This is a genomic window from Arthrobacter sp. Hb9-2, from assembly GCF_059091165.1.
The window spans coordinates 161232-176200 of sequence record NZ_JBNHGJ010000002.1; the positions used below are offsets into that span (position 1 = coordinate 161232).

At 66.0% G+C, this 14969-nt stretch carries 12 protein-coding genes; 7 read left to right on the top strand and 5 right to left on the bottom strand.

Going from position 1 to position 14969, the window contains the following annotated elements:
- Nucleotides 1-59: 59 nt before the first annotated feature.
- The 3 genes from AC5RV1_RS02405 to AC5RV1_RS02415 form a co-directional block, all read right to left on the bottom strand.
- On the bottom strand, nucleotides 60-632 hold the full coding sequence (locus AC5RV1_RS02405; RefSeq protein WP_493993391.1) for a TetR/AcrR family transcriptional regulator: 573 nt from the start codon (nucleotides 630-632) through the stop codon (nucleotides 60-62).
- Nucleotides 633-1042: 410 nt separating this feature from the next.
- A complete protein-coding gene (locus AC5RV1_RS02410) occupies nucleotides 1043-2242 on the bottom strand; it encodes an MFS transporter (RefSeq protein ID WP_493993392.1) in 1200 nt (399 codons plus the stop codon).
- A 4-nt stretch (nucleotides 2243-2246) separates the two neighbouring features.
- Nucleotides 2247-2918 carry a GntR family transcriptional regulator gene (locus AC5RV1_RS02415; RefSeq protein ID WP_493993393.1) on the bottom strand — a complete coding sequence of 224 codons (672 nt, stop codon included), beginning with the start codon at nucleotides 2916-2918 and terminating at the stop codon, nucleotides 2247-2249.
- A gap of 156 nt (nucleotides 2919-3074) precedes the next feature.
- Between AC5RV1_RS02415 and glyA the strand changes: the two genes are divergently transcribed.
- From glyA to purU, 7 genes are read left to right on the top strand one after another with little or no spacing between them, the layout of a single operon-like run.
- Entirely contained in the window at nucleotides 3075-4439 is a 1365-nt protein-coding gene (glyA, locus tag AC5RV1_RS02420; RefSeq protein WP_493993394.1) for a serine hydroxymethyltransferase, read from the top strand.
- On the top strand, nucleotides 4436-5656 hold the full coding sequence (locus tag AC5RV1_RS02425; RefSeq protein ID WP_493993395.1) for a sarcosine oxidase subunit beta family protein: 1221 nt from the start codon (nucleotides 4436-4438) through the stop codon (nucleotides 5654-5656). Before glyA ends, AC5RV1_RS02425 begins: the two co-directional genes overlap by 4 nt.
- A gap of 36 nt (nucleotides 5657-5692) precedes the next feature.
- Nucleotides 5693-6118, top strand: a complete 426-nt coding sequence (locus AC5RV1_RS02430) for a sarcosine oxidase subunit delta (protein ID WP_493993396.1) — start codon at nucleotides 5693-5695, stop codon at nucleotides 6116-6118.
- Entirely contained in the window at nucleotides 6115-9057 is a 2943-nt protein-coding gene (locus tag AC5RV1_RS02435; RefSeq protein ID WP_493993397.1) for a sarcosine oxidase subunit alpha family protein, read from the top strand. Before AC5RV1_RS02430 ends, AC5RV1_RS02435 begins: the two co-directional genes overlap by 4 nt.
- Nucleotides 9050-9688, top strand: coding sequence for a sarcosine oxidase subunit gamma (locus AC5RV1_RS02440; protein ID WP_493993398.1), 639 nt, complete (start codon nucleotides 9050-9052; stop codon nucleotides 9686-9688). The genes AC5RV1_RS02435 and AC5RV1_RS02440 overlap by 8 nt, the downstream gene beginning before the upstream one ends.
- Nucleotides 9689-11062: an L-serine ammonia-lyase gene (locus AC5RV1_RS02445; protein WP_493993399.1), complete on the top strand. Its 1374-nt coding sequence runs from the start codon at nucleotides 9689-9691 to the stop codon at nucleotides 11060-11062. It begins immediately after the preceding gene.
- Between the two features lie 3 nt (nucleotides 11063-11065).
- Nucleotides 11066-11962, top strand: a complete 897-nt coding sequence (gene purU / locus AC5RV1_RS02450) for a formyltetrahydrofolate deformylase (RefSeq protein WP_493993400.1) — start codon at nucleotides 11066-11068, stop codon at nucleotides 11960-11962.
- A 215-nt stretch (nucleotides 11963-12177) separates the two neighbouring features.
- Here the strand turns inward: purU and AC5RV1_RS02455 are convergent, their stop codons facing one another.
- Entirely contained in the window at nucleotides 12178-13137 is a 960-nt protein-coding gene (locus AC5RV1_RS02455; protein WP_493993401.1) for an endonuclease domain-containing protein, read from the bottom strand.
- A gap of 187 nt (nucleotides 13138-13324) precedes the next feature.
- A complete protein-coding gene (locus tag AC5RV1_RS02460; RefSeq protein WP_493993402.1) occupies nucleotides 13325-14869 on the bottom strand; it encodes a PucR family transcriptional regulator in 1545 nt (514 codons plus the stop codon).
- Between the last annotated feature and the right edge of the window lie 100 nt (nucleotides 14870-14969).

Genomic DNA, 14969 nt, shown 5'->3' on the forward strand with positions numbered 1-14969 from the left:
TGCCCGGCCCGCTGTGAGCCAAGCTGCTTAGGGTCGCATCGGTTCAACCCGGGGACAGCTCAGTCTGGGGGTCCGCTGCCGTCCGCGACGAAGAGCCATGGCGGCATAAAGCTGATCAGTTCACGTGCGAGGTCGTGGGCGGTACGAGGTTGGCCTGTCCTGAAGGCGTGCATCACTCCACTCACGATCAGCCCGGCGAACGAGCTCGCCATGAGATCGATTCGCGCGTCAGGCCATTGCGGTCGGGCGATCGCCATGATCGGGCGGCAGCCCCGGGCGAACCCTTGGATGGCTCTCCCAACGGTGCCGCCGGCGTGCTCGGAGAGCAGCAGGTGCTCGTAGAGCTCCCGGTTCTCGAAGACCGTCTGGAGGATGAGCTCGAGAGCGAACTCGGAGACGGCTTGCCCGTCGGCGCCGTGCACGGTCCGTGCCTCAATATCGAGGGCGGCAATCTCGGCGACCAGGTCATCGAGGATGAATAACGCAAGCTCCTCGACGCTGGCGAACTGCTCATAGAACCCGCTCCGGCTCAGCCCCGCCTCAAGCGCGACGCGGGTCACGGAAGCGGCACCGAGGCCTTCAGCCTTAACTACCTTCGTTAGCGCCTCCACCAGAAGGCGTTGCGACGTCACCGCCCGAGGATCAGTCGACCCCCTCCGCGTCACGCGGGCCTGACTGCGTCCGTACTGTGCCATCAACCCATCCTAAGGGATTTACAGCACACGCGTGCAGTAACCGCCGGGTACGAGTTCTGCCTGCCCTGCCGGCACTCTGCGCCGCACACTTAGTCCCACCAACCAGGTAACGATCCGGCGTTACGCTGCTGGCTGCTTTCCTCAGGCTCCGGATTGAACTACACCCCAACCTGACGTCAGACGCTCACGCAATTACCGTCAGAATAGGGTTCGAAAGGCGGTTCCTGCACGCCCCGGGCGAACACTCTGAGACCTCAACCCGACAGAAGACCGCGAAGGAACCAAGGCCGGAAATGCTCAGGGTGAACCGGTTCGCCGCAGCCCAACAAACCGACCATGCGTCACACTCAACCGCTGATCACCCGGTCACGCCCAGCAAGCACACCCATGAAAGCGAGAATCGCCATGATGCCCGCAGTGACGAGCAGCGGAAGCGTCCAGTCGCCGCTCACGTCGCGAAGACCGCCGAACATCACCGGCCCCGCAGCAGCCAGCCCGTAGCCGACAGATTGCGCCATGCCGGACAGTGACGCCGCCTGAGGGTAGTTCACCGTCCGGAGGCTGAACAGTGACAGGGCGATCACAATGAGGCTCCCGCACCCGATTGCCCCCAGAACCACCCACAGCAATGCAAGGCCCGGTGCAAGTGCCAGCCCGAGAAACGTCACGAACATCGCCGCGCCGCTCGCGAAGGATACGAGCCGCTGGTCCGAACCCCGGTGAAGGATGCCGCCGGCCATAAGGCTGGCGAACACGCTGATGAGCAGGAAAACGGACAGGTGGATGCCGGCAGTCGTGGCTGAAACCCCGCGGCTTTGTTCGATGGTGGGCAGCCACGCCATAAGGACGTAAAAGGCGATCGACTGCAACCCCATAAAAACCGTCACCTGCCAGCCCAGGGCCGAGGCCCAAGGCGACCGGAAGGACCCCTCCGGCTTGGTGGTGGTCACAGTGGCTGACCCGTGCCGACGCAGCCACGGCAGGAGCACCGCCATGGCGATGAGGGCCAGTCCCACCCAGATACCCAGGGCAAGCCGCCATCCGGCGGGGGACGTTTGCGCCACGGGCACGACGACGGCGGCCCCCATCGCGGCGAAGGCGGCTTGGGTTGCGGTGTAGCTTCCGGTGACCTGGCTGACCTTTGCCGGAAAGTCCCGCTTGACGAGCGAGGGGACCAGGACATTGAGAAACGCTATCGCCAGGCCAATTAACGCCGTTCCGGCCCAGATGAAGCCCGGAACAGGCAAGGAGCGAAGCACGATGCCCGAGGCCAGGATCAGCAGGGACATCCACAGCGCGCGGTCGAGCCCCAGACGGGAAGCGAATGCGGGCGCCACGGGTGAGAAGACCGCAAAGGCAATGAGCGGAAGACCGGTCAGGAACCCCGCTGCGGCGCTGGACAGGCCGAGGTCACCGCTGATGTTCGCGAGTACCGGTCCCACGCTGACAAAGGACACTCGCAGGTTAACGGCAATAAGCAGAACACCGATCAGGGCGAAGCCAATTCTGGCGGTGCGGGCTTGTCCGTTCCGGGTGGCAATAGGCATGGGACTACAGCACCTTACGGATGGTTTCCTCGAAGCTCGTGACGTGGTGCAAAGCCAATTCCCCGGCCTTGTCGGCGTCACCGGCCGCTACCGCCTTGAGCAAATCGACGTGCTCGGTGATATGGCCTGTCACCGAGGGAACCTTGTCCAGCACCACGCACCAGATGCGGGTGGCCAGGTTGTCGTAGCGGATCAGCGTGCTTTCCAGGTGCGGGTTCGCGGCTGCCTTGTAAATGAGCCGGTGCACCATCAGGTCGTAGCGCATGAGGTCCCGCGACTCCCCCGAAGCGGGGTCAATCCCTGCAATGGCATCGGCCACCCGCAGCAGTTCCCGGCGCATGCCCTCACTCGCCCGAGCGGCCGCACGGCGGGCGGCGAGGGGCTCCAGCAGTTCCCGGATCTCCGAGACATCCGCCAGCTCCGTGAAGTCCACGTTCGTTGCGAACGTTCCGCGGCGGGGATAGGAAACCACCAGGTGATCCACCTCAAGCCGCTTAATCGCCTCGCGCACGGGAGTCCGCCCGAAGCCAAGCTCAACCGCCAGCTGCCCGTCATTGATCGGCTCCCCCGGCCGGATCTCCAGCATGATCAGCCTGTCCCGCAGCTGCCGGTACGCGGCCTCCGCCTGGGACGGAGCTTCCTCCTCCACAGGGGTCAGAGCAAGAAGTGCATTCACGCGCCGCTCCGTTCTTCCATGACGTGCCGGACCGGACTCGGTAGCTTCCTGCCGCTTTGGGTCCAGCTATTGACTCTGCTGTGATGCTGATCATACCATTGACCTCACACTGATATATCAGTTACCGAGCAAATGGTATTTCAAAAAGGAGCATCCGTGGTTGAGCAGTTGAACGAGCGACTTTCCGCAGTCGATCCCGAGGTCCAGCAGGCCATCACCCATGAGCTGGGCCGCCAGCAGTCCACGCTGGAAATGATCGCTTCGGAGAACTTCGCCCCGTCCGCAGTCATGGAGGCACAGGGCTCGGTCCTCACAAACAAGTACGCCGAGGGCTACCCAGGCAAGCGCTACTACGGCGGCTGCGAGCACGTGGACGTTGTGGAGCAGCTCGCCATCGACCGCGTCAAGGCCCTGTTCGGCGCCGAATTCGCCAACGTCCAGCCACACTCCGGCGCGCAGGCCAACGCCGCCGCCATGTTCGCCCTGCTGAACCCGGGTGACACCATCATGGGCCTGAGCCTGGCCCACGGCGGACACCTGACGCACGGCATGAAGATCAACTTCTCCGGCAAGCTCTACAACGTGGTCCCCTACCACGTGAGCGAATCAGACCTCCGCATCGATATGGCCGAGGTCGAGGCACTGGCCCTCGAACACAAGCCCAAGCTGATCGTGGCCGGCTGGTCCGCCTACTCCCGCCAGCTGGACTTCGCGGAGTTCCGCCGCATCGCCGACCTCGTGGGCGCCTACCTCATGGTGGACATGGCCCACTTCGCCGGCCTGGTGGCCGCCGGCCTGCACCCAAACCCGGTGCCGTACGCCGACGTCGTCACCACCACCACGCACAAGACCCTCGGCGGCCCCCGCGGCGGCGTCATCCTCGCCAAGGAGCAGTACGGCAAAAAAATCAACAGCGCCGTGTTCCCCGGCCAGCAGGGCGGACCCCTGGAGCACGTGATCGCCGCGAAAGCCGTGGCCTTCAAGCTCGCCGCCAGCCCCGAATTCAAGGAACGCCAGGAACGCGTCCTGCAGGGATCCAAGCTTCTCGCCGAGCGGCTCCTCCGGGACGACGTTGCCGCAGCAGGAATCTCCGTGGTCAACGGCGGCACCGACGTCCACCTGGTCCTGGTTGACCTCCGCAACTCCGAGGTGGACGGACAGCAGGCCGAAGACGCCCTGCACCGCATCGGCATCACCGTCAACCGCAACGCCGTCCCCTTCGACCCCCGCCCTCCGATGGTCTCCTCCGGACTCCGGATCGGCACCCCGGCCCTCGCCACCCGCGGCTTCGGCGCCGAGGAATTCACAGAAGTTGCGGACATCATCGCGACGGCGCTGATCGCCTCGGCAGGCAACAGCACCTCCGGGACCGCTTCCCTGAGCGACAGCGCCGTCGTCGAACTCCGCGCCCGCGTGACAGCCCTTGCCGACCGGTTCCCCCTCTACCCCCACCTCTCCCAGGGTGACAGCGGCAGCGACATTACCGCCTTTGAAACAGACATGATTGGAGCAGCCCAGTGAGCACCCAACAGCTCCCCGAGCACCCGGATTTCCTCTGGCGCAACCCGGAGCCCAAGTCCTCCTACGACGCCGTGATTGTCGGCGGCGGCGGGCACGGCCTGGCAACTGCCTACTTCCTGGCGAAAAACCACGGGATGACCAACATCGCCGTCCTTGAAAAGGGCTGGCTGGCGGGCGGCAACATGGCCCGCAACACCACCATCATCCGCTCCAACTACCTCTGGGACGAGAGCGCCGCAATCTACGAGCACGCCCTCAAGCTCTGGGAGATCCTGCCCGAGGAGCTCGAGTACGACTTCCTCTTCAGCCAGCGCGGCGTCATGAACCTCGCCCACACCCTGGGCGACGTCCGCGAAAGCATGCGGCGCGTGGGAGCGAACAAGCTCAACGGCGTGGACGCGGAATGGCTTGACCCCCAGCAGGTCAAGGAACTCTGCCCCATCCTGAACATCAGCGACAACATCCGCTACCCCGTCATGGGCGCCACTTACCAGCCCCGCGCCGGCATCGCCAAGCACGACCACGTGGCCTGGGCCTTCGCCCGCAAGTGCGACGAGTTGGGCGTGGACATCATCCAGAACTGCGAAGTCACCGGCTTCGTCAAGGACGGCAACCGCGTGGTGGGCGTCAAGACGAACCAGGGCACCATCAACACCGAAAAGGTGGGCCTTTGCGCTGCCGGGCACAGCTCAGTGTTGGCGGAAATGGCCGGCTTCCGGCTCCCCATCCAGTCCCACCCGCTCCAGGCGCTGGTGTCTGAGCTGCACGAACCCGTCCACCCCACGGTGGTGATGTCCAACCACGTGCACGTCTATGTTTCGCAGGCGCACAAGGGCGAACTCGTCATGGGCGCCGGTGTTGACTCCTACAACGGCTACGGCCAGCGCGGCTCCTTCCACGTGATCGAGCACCAGATGGCAGCCGCCGTGGAGCTCTTCCCCATCTTTGCCCGGGCACATGTGCTCCGGACGTGGGGCGGGATTGTGGATACGACGCTGGATGCGTCCCCGATCGTGGGCAACACGCCGGTGGAGAACATGTTTGTGAACTGCGGCTGGGGCACCGGCGGGTTCAAGGGCACTCCGGCTGCCGGCCTCACCTTCGCTCACAATATCGCCACGGGCGCCCCGCACAAGCTGAACAAGCCGTTCGCGCTGGAGCGGTTCGAAACCGGTGCGCTTATCGACGAGCACGGCGCTGCCGCCGTGGCCCACTAGCCGCCAGCGAACCTGCACTTTAGAAAGAAGACGCACATGCTGCTCATCTCCTGCCCCAACTGCGGCTCCCGCGACGAGACCGAGTTCCATTACGGCGGCCAGGCCCACGTGGCCTACCCGGAAAACCCCAACGAGCTGACCGACCGCCAATGGGCTGAGTTCCTGTTCTACCGGGACAACACCAAGGGCGCCTTCGCCGAGCGCTGGCTCCACAGCACCGGCTGCCGCCAGTGGTTCAACATGCTCCGCGACACCGTCACCTACGACATCCAGGCCGTCTACCCCATGGGCACGCCCCGGCCTGATGCCGCCGGCAAGACGACGCCCGAGTCCGGCACCGCCAGCCTCGCCGCTGACAGCACCACCACCGGGACCGCCGCACCCAGCACGTCCGGAACGAGCATTTCCGGCACCAGCACCACACCCGCCAGCACCACCGCCCCGGAAGGAGCAACCAAGTGACTTCCCACAACGCCCGCCTCGCCGCCGGCGGACGCATCGACCGCACCATCTCCTGGCGTTTCACGGTGGACGGTGAGGAATTCACGGGCCACCCGGGCGATACCCTCGCCTCGGCCCTGCTCGCCAACGGCCGCATCGCCGCCGGCAACTCCCTCTACGAGGACCGCCCCCGCGGCATCATGTCCGCCGGCGTGGAGGAATCCAACGCCCTGGTCAAGGTGCAGCCGCGCTTCCCCGGGCACGTGGCCGAATCCATGCTCCCCGCCACCACCGTCACGCTGGTGGACGGCCTGCAGGCAGAACTGCTGAGCGGCCTCGGCAAGCTGGACCCCGAGGAAGACCGCGCCGAGTACGACAAGAAGTACGTCCACACCGACGTCCTGGTGATCGGCGGCGGCCCCGCCGGCCTGGCCGCAGCCCGCGAAGCCGTCCGCACCGGCGCCCGTGTTATGCTCCTGGACGACCAGCCGGAACTGGGCGGATCGCTCCTGTCCGGTTCCACGGCCCAGGAACTGGCGGAAACGATCGAAGGAAAGCCGGCTCAGGAATGGGTGGCTGACGTCGAAGCCGAACTCGTCTCCGGCGCCGAATCCACCGTCCTGAACCGCACCACCGCCTTCGGCGCCTACGACGCCAACTACGTCATCGCCGTCCAGAACCGCACCGACCACCTGTCCTCCCCCGCCGCGTCCGGCGTATCCCGGCAGCGTATTTGGCACATCCGTGCCAATCAGGTGGTGCTGGCCCCCGGCGCCCACGAACGCCCGCTGGTGTTCGAGAACAACGACCGGCCGGGCATCATGCTCGCCTCGGCCGTCCGCAGCTACCTCAACCGCTACGCAGTCGCCGCCGGCCAGCGCGTGGTCATCAGCACCACCAACGACAGCGCCTACGCCCTGGCCGCTGACCTGCGTACCGCCGGCGTCAAGGTCGCCGCCGTGGTGGACGCCCGGCCGCAGCTCACCACAGTGGCCGCCGCCGCCGTCGAAGCCGGCACCCGGGTGCTGATCGGCAGCGCGGTGGCCAACACCGCCGCCGGCAGCGATGGCCGCCTGGACGGCGTCACCGTCCGCAGCATTAACGACGACGGCGAGCTCACCTCGGGCATCGAACAGATCGCCTGCGACCTGCTGGCTGTCTCCGGCGGCTGGAGCCCGCTGGTCCACCTGCACTCCCAGCGGCAGGGCAAGCTGCGCTGGGACGACGAACTGGCCGCCTTTGTGCCCAGCACCGTGGTCCCCAACCAGCAGATTGTCGGCTCCGGCCGCGGCTCCTTCAACACCGCAAACTGCCTGGCCGAAGGAATCTCCGCCGGCGCCAAGGCGGCCATCGCAGCTGGCTTTAGCGCCGCCGTCGAACCCGCACCGCTCAGCGAGCCGAAGGCCGCCGCCCCCACCCGCCAGCTGTGGCTGGTCCCCGGCGAACAGGGCACCCCGGACGACTGGCACCACCACTTCGTGGACTTCCAGCGCGACCAGTCCGTGGCTGACGTGCTGCGCTCCACCGGAGCCGGCATGCGGTCCGTGGAACACATCAAGCGCTACACCTCCATCAGCACCGCCAACGACCAGGGCAAGACCTCCGGCGTCAACGCGATCGGCGTCATCGCCGCCGCACTGCGCACCGCAGGCGAAGCGTCCCGCGGCATCGGCGACATCGGCACCACCACCTACCGGGCACCCTTCACCCCCGTGGCGTTCGCAGCACTTGCCGGCCGCCAGCGCGGTGAGCTGTTCGACCCCGCCCGCGTCACCTCGATCCACCCGTGGCACGTGGCCAAGGGCGCCCTCTTCGAGGACGTCGGACAGTGGAAGCGGCCCTGGTACTACCCGCAGGACGGGGAGGACATGGACGCGGCCGTACTTCGTGAGTGCGCCGCCGTCCGCGACTCCGTGGGCTTTATGGACGCCACCACCCTGGGCAAGATCGAGATCCGCGGCAAGGACGCCGGTGAGTTCCTCAACCGGATCTACACCAACGCGTTCAAGAAGCTCGCGCCGGGCTCCGCGCGCTACGGCGTGATGTGCATGGCTGACGGCATGATCTTCGACGACGGCGTGACCTTGCGCCTCGACGAAGACCGCTACTTCATGACCACTACCACCGGCGGCGCCGCCAAGGTGCTGGACTGGCTGGAGGAATGGCTGCAGACCGAGTGGCCGGACCTGGACGTGCACTGCACCTCGGTGACCGAACAATGGAGCACCATTGCCGTCGTCGGGCCCAAGTCCCGCGAGGTCCTGGCAAAGGTGGCACCGGAACTCGCCGCCAACGGCGGGCTGGAAGCTGAGGCCTTCCCGTTCATGACGTTCCGCGAAACCACCCTCGCCTCCGGCGTCCGCGCCCGGGTCTGCCGGATCTCCTTCTCCGGCGAACTGGCTTACGAGATCAACGTGCCGTCCTGGTACGGCCTGAACACGTGGGAAGCCGTGGCTGCTGCCGGTGCCGAGTTCAACATCACCCCCTACGGCACGGAAACCATGCACGTGCTCCGCGCCGAAAAGGGCTACCCGATTGTCGGGCAGGACACGGACGGCACCGTGACCCCGCAGGACGCGGGTATGGAATGGATCGTTTCCAAGGCCAAGGAATTCATCGGCAAGCGCTCCTACGCACGGGCCGACGCCCAGCGCGAGGACCGCAAGCACCTGGTCAGCGTGCTCCCGGTGGACGGGACGCTGCGCCTGCCGGAAGGCACCCAGCTTGTGGAAAAGGGCCGCTCCACCAACCCTGCCTACGGGCCGGTGCCGATGGAAGGCTTCGTCACCTCCAGCTACCACAGCGCCGCCCTGGGCAGGTCGTTCGGCCTGGCACTGATCAAGAACGGCCGCAACCGCATCGGCGAAACCCTGGTGGCTGCCGCCGGCGACCAGCTCGTGGACGTCGTCGTCGCCGAAACCGTACTTTTTGACCCCGAAGGGACCCGCAAAGATGGCTGAAACAGCAGCAACCGCAACCTCCTACGAGAAGAACCTCTCCCTCCGCGTCAGCCCCGCCGCCCAGCTCCGGGCAGCGTTTGAAACCGGCTCCGTCCCGGGCGTGGTGGAACTGTCCGAGGTGTCCTTCCTGACCATGGTGGGTCTTCGGGTCAACCGGACCAGCGACGCCGGCCAGCGCGTAGCCACCGTCACCGGCGGCCTGCCAGCGGCCTGCGGCGCCGTCAGCGGCACCAGGGACACGTCCGTGCTGTGGCTCGGGCCGGAAGAGTTCCTGGTGGTGGCCCCCACCGAAGCCCATGAGTCCCTCGGCGGCGACCTGATCCAGGCACTCCGCGAAGCACTCGGCGACGGCGAAGGCCAGGTGGTGGACCTCTCCGCCAACCGCACCACCTTCGAACTTACCGGGCCCCGGTCCCGCGCCGTCCTGGAAAAGGGCTGCTCCCTGGACCTGCACCCCCGCGTGCTGAAGGCCGGCACGGCACTGTCCACGGAGATCGGCAACATCCCCGTGGTTCTGTGGAAGACCGGCGAGGAGACCTTCCGGATCTTCCCCCGCGCGTCGTTCGCCGATTTCCTGGGCCGCTGGCTCCTTGACGCCATGCGGGAGTACGCCTCCCCCGAGGTCCCCTAAATGGCCCTCAGCGTCCTGGACCTGTTCTCCGTTGGCATCGGGCCGTCGTCGTCACACACGGTGGGCCCGATGCGGGCAGCGAAGCTGTTCGCCGACGGACTCAAAGGCGACGGACACCTCAGCTCCACCAGGCGTGTGCAGGCCGAACTGTTCGGCTCGCTGGGCGCTACCGGCCGGGGGCACGGCTCGGACAAGGCGGTGGTCCTGGGCTTCAAGGGGCTCGACCCGGAGACCGTGGATACCTTCACTGCCGATGACCAGGTGGCGGCCGCCGCCCTGGACGCCGAACTGTGGGTGGGTGGCGACCACCGGGTGGACTTCAACTGGGACGAGGACGTGGTGCTGCACCGGCGCAAGTCCCTCCCGGCCCACCCGAACGGCATGACCTTCCGCGCGCTCGATCACACGGGGGCTGTCCTCAGCAAACGGAGCTTCTATTCCATTGGGGGCGGCTTCGTTGTTGACGGGGACGCCGACGCCGGCGACAGGGTGGTTGCCGACTCCACCGTCCTCCCCTACCCGTTCGCCAGCGCGGACGAGCTCCTGGAGATCTGCGCACGCGAAGGCATGTCCATTTCCGACGTTATGCTCGCCAACGAGCTGGTCTGGCGGACCGAAGCGGAACTCCGGGAGAAGCTGCTGGGGCTGTGGGCGGTCATGCGCGAATGCGTGGACAACGGCTGCGCCGCGGAAGGAATCCTTCCGGGCGGGCTCAACGTCCGCCGCCGCGCGCCGTCGTTATTCCAGACCCTGACGGCGGACACCGGCGTGACCGATCCGCTCCGGGCCATGGAATGGGTGAACCTGTTCGCGCTGGCCGTGAACGAGGAAAATGCCGCCGGCGGGCGCATCGTCACCGCACCCACCAACGGCGCGGCCGGCATCGTCCCGGCAGTGCTGCACTACTACGTGAAGTTCGTCCCCGGCGCAAACGACGACGGCGTGGTCCGCTTCCTGCTGGCCGCGGCCGCCGTCGGAATCCTGTTCAAGATCAACGCCTCCATTTCCGGGGCCGAGGTGGGCTGCCAGGGCGAAGTGGGCTCCGCCTGCTCCATGGCCGCCGCCGGGCTCTGCGAAGTGCTGGGCGGCACGCCTGCCCAGGTGGAAAACGCCGCCGAGGTGGGCATTGAACACAACCTGGGCCTGACGTGCGATCCGGTGGGCGGGCTGGTGCAGATCCCCTGCATCGAGCGCAACGCCATCGCCAGCGTGAAGGCCATCAACGCCGCCCGCCTTGCCCTGCACGGCGACGGCAGCCACAAGGTATCCCTCGACAAGGCCATCAAAACGATGCGCGAAACAGGAGCCGACATGAAAACCAAGTACAAGGAAACCTCCCGCGGAGGCCTTGCCGTCAACGTAATCGAGTGCTGAGCCATGACTGCCATCCAGACTGAAAATGTTGCTGTAACTCCCCCCACCACGGTGGAGCACGTCCTCACGCTGGACTGCTCCGAATCGCCTGGCATTGTCCACGCCGTCTCCGGCTTCCTGCTGGAGCACGGCTGCGACATCATCGACAACCAGCAGTTCGGTGAGCGCTCCGAAGGGCACTTCTTTATGCGGGTGCATTTTGCGTCCGACGGCGATGCCGCCACCGCGGACACGCTGCGGGCCGCTTTTGGCCCCGTTGCGGAGCGCTTCGGGATGCGCTGGCGGCTGGAGCGGCACGGTTCCAAGCGGCGAGTGCTGATCATGGTGTCCAAGTTCGGGCACTGCCTCAACGACCTGCTGTTCCGGGCGCGCATTGGCGAACTGCCGGTGGACGTGGTGGCCGTGGTCTCCAATCACACAGACCACCAGGCGCTGGTGGAGTGGCACGGCATCCCGTTCTTCCACGTGCCGGTCACGCCTGACATCAAGCCTGCTGCCGAAGCGCGTCTGTTGGAACTGGTTGACGAGTTCGATGTGGAACTCGTGGTTCTGGCCCGGTACATGCAGGTGCTCAGCGACGACCTGACCCGCAAGCTGGACGGGAAGGCGATCAACATCCACCACTCGTTCCTGCCCAGCTTCAAGGGCGCCAAGCCGTACCACCAGGCGTACGCCCGCGGTGTGAAGACCGTCGGCGCCACGGCACACTACGTCAACGCGGAACTGGACGAGGGGCCAATCATCGCCCAGCAGGTGGTGGAAGTGGACCACACCTACGGACCCGAAGAGCTGGTGGCAGCCGGCCGCGACACCGAGTGCAAGGCCCTTTCCAACGCGGTGCGCTGGCACTGCGAGGGCCGGGTCATCCTGCAGGGCAACCGGACGGTGGTGCTCCGCTAGCCCCCCACCGACGCTCTCTCACTTAACGTGCGTTTTCCCGCGATCCTCTCTCACTTAACGTGGGTCTTTCCGTGGCGCTCTCTCACTTAATGTGTGTTTTCGTGTGACCCTCTCTCACTTAACGTGGGTCTTTCCGTGGCGCTCTCTCACCTTTGGTGAGGGAGCGCCACGGCGTTAAGAGTCTTTCTCGTCATGAGGCATATTTCTGCCGACCCTCAGTCGCCGCTGGCAAACCCTGATGCCTGCGGGTGGTCAAGCCAGCCCTTCCGAAGTGCGCGTTTGATGCGTTGTACTGCTCTTTCGAAACCGTCAGCATGGTCGTCCTTGTCAAGAACAAGGACGGTCCAGCCGGCTGCTTCGAAGGCTTTGTCCCGTCGCCTGTCGCTGAGGATCTGCGCGTCGCCAAGGTGATGCCCGCCGTCGTACTGGATGGCAAGGCGCCGATGACGGTAGCCGAGATCGGCCGACGGCGACATGGCGTGTCCCGCGCGCAAGGGCACCTGAAGTTCGGGCTCGGGTAGGCCCGCGCTGACGATGGCCAGGCGGAGCAGCGATTCGGGCGCGGAGTCCGCACCCACCCGCATCAGATCTAGCGCTTCGCGTGCCCTGACGATGCCTTGGAGATTCGGGTGGCGGCCCACCAGGATGCGAAGCCCCGCCAAGGTGTCGTAGGGCTGCGTCCTTCCCTCAAAATCCACCCGCGGGATGCGGATCAGTTCGTCACCCATGCTCACCAGGTCATTGAGCGGCAAGACCCGTGCCAGGTCGAGCCAAGTACGGGACCGCGTGCTCAGGCTGATGCCGTCAACCACTTCAGCCTCATCCTCAAGGGCCAGCACGGTGTGCCCGAATATGCCCTTCCGGCGGACCGACGGCAGCGCCCGCGGCTTGCTGAGATGCAGTTCCGTGGAATCAGCCAGCCACGGTGGCAGCAGTTGACACCGGAGCCGGGCCGCGGTCACGTGTGAAATCCAAGCGCCGGGCGAGGCAGCGGATAACGCCCTGGCGGCACCTTCCAGATCAAAGTCCCAATCCGCCGGGCGATAAAGACCGCGACCCACGTTGACCACATCCTTGCGGCGAAGCCTGTCCAGGGTGACGCCGGACGCCCTGGCCGAACCGAAGGTGAAAGGAGCCTCTGCCAACGGTGGCGGCAGGAAATCTTGCTTTCGCATGCTGGCATTGTGCCTTCTCAGGGCAGGACGCCGCAGAAGTTATCCACAGGCCTGCCGTTGCGCGTCGGCGGGTGAGGGAGCGTCGCCGGAAAACCCACGTTAAGTGAGAGAGCGTCCCTGGAAAACCCACGTCAAGTGAGAGAGGGACGCCGGAAAAACCGCATCAAGTGAGAGAGCGTCGCAGGGGTTATTTGGGCTGGAGAGCGGCGAGGCGGGTGGCCAGGTGCAGGGCGGGGAGGCGGCCCGTTCCGCGGGGGTCGCCGCCGCAGAGGGAGAAGATCCGCTGGAGCCGCTGGTGCATGGACTGCCGCTCCACGTGCAGTTCCCTTGCAGCCTGGGCGGTGTTGCACCCGGAGTCCAGCCAGACCCGCAGTGTCTCCACCAGCTTGGACTGGCGCTGGGCGTCGTGCTCAAGGACGGCGGCGAGCTGCTGGCTCACGAAGTCACGGCGCAGGGTTTCGTCCATGGAATGAACTGCGAGCCGTTCCACGGCGAATGCCTGGGCATCAAGGACCCGCCCAGGTGCAGGTCCCCCTAAACCGACGCGTCCGACGTCGGCAGCCAGTTCCAGCGTGAGCCTCGCCTCGGCGAGGGACCACGGGGCGGAGGAAATACCCGAGGCAATGGGCCCGACAGCGCTCACAGTTCCCTCCGGTACCTCCAACGACTGCAGGCCGGCCACGATTTTTTGCCGCTCATCCTGGGCATTCCCGGAGCGGAGGACGCCAAGGGCCAGCAGCTCCGCGTTGTCCGCATAACTAGCACCGTGCTGGCCACCCGGGTCCAGGAGGTGCTCCACTTGCCGCCGGAGCTGTTGCGAAGCGGAGGAGCGCATAACCACCGCCACCACTTGAGCAGAGACAGGGATACCTGCGGCGGGAGCCAGTTCCTGCAGCCGCCAGTTTTGCTTGCCGGAATCAACGGCCCGGATCAAGGCAGCGCCGGCCATCTCCTTCAAGCCGGGAGGCATCCGTTGCAGCAAGGCAAGGGCCAGGATGTCCACGGACCGGTTGCCGGCGATCCGCGCCAGGTTCACGTCGGCTCCGCCGCGTACCTGCAGTGCCAGGCGGGCGGAGGGAATCCCCCGCACGGGCACTTCAATATGGACGGTGCTCCGATGCTCGCCGGAAACGCCATCCAAGGAGAAGGATGCTTCACGCTCCCCGGCAGGTTCCGCACTCGCCAAAGTAATCCCGGCGGTAGAGGTGAGCACCACCTCTGCACCCGTGGCCGCAGCAAGGACGGCCAGAATCCGGTCCAGGCTGCCTCCATGTGCGAGCTCCACCGCCATGGCGTGGCTGGCTTGGTCGGCCTGCTGCAATTGGGCGGCGGACTGGCTAACAAGCTGTGAGTTGATAGCCTCCATGACCGCCACGAAAGGCACCACCTTGCGAAGCTCGATTAGGGGAAGCCCGGCTTCCTCGGCAGCCAAAATCATCGAGGAGGGGATGGACGGCAGCACACTGCCGGTCTCGATGGCGAGCGCCGCTACCCCACGCTCGGCCAGATCCCGGACGTAACCCGTGCGGCGCTCATCGGAAGCCAGCGCCAGGGCCTGGCCGCCGGTCAGCAGCAGCTCCCCGCCGCCCAGCAGCGAGGCAATGTCCAGGACCTCGCTGGAGTGGATCCACCGAAGCTGGGTTTGGGAAACCACACCCGCCGCTGCACGGACCACGGGATCCGCGGCAACAACGCTCGAATGCCGCAGGACATCTTCCAAACGAACAGGCATGACACTCCGTCATAGAGAAGGCGAAAGCTCAAGACACATTGTAGATGGTGGATGTGGCCCCCGACACATAATCTTGAAGAATCCCCATCCCCTCAACGAA

Coding starts and splice junctions, on each gene's coding strand:
- AC5RV1_RS02455 (WP_493993401.1), bottom strand. CDS start 13,137: ATGCGAAAGCAAGATTTCCTGCCGCCACCGTTGGCAGAGGCTCCTTTC.
- purU (WP_493993400.1), top strand. CDS start 11,066: ATGACTGCCATCCAGACTGAAAATGTTGCTGTAACTCCCCCCACCACG.
- AC5RV1_RS02460 (WP_493993402.1), bottom strand. CDS start 14,869: ATGCCTGTTCGTTTGGAAGATGTCCTGCGGCATTCGAGCGTTGTTGCC.
- AC5RV1_RS02445 (WP_493993399.1), top strand. CDS start 9,689: ATGGCCCTCAGCGTCCTGGACCTGTTCTCCGTTGGCATCGGGCCGTCG.
- AC5RV1_RS02440 (WP_493993398.1), top strand. CDS start 9,050: ATGGCTGAAACAGCAGCAACCGCAACCTCCTACGAGAAGAACCTCTCC.
- AC5RV1_RS02430 (WP_493993396.1), top strand. CDS start 5,693: ATGCTGCTCATCTCCTGCCCCAACTGCGGCTCCCGCGACGAGACCGAG.
- AC5RV1_RS02410 (WP_493993392.1), bottom strand. CDS start 2,242: ATGCCTATTGCCACCCGGAACGGACAAGCCCGCACCGCCAGAATTGGC.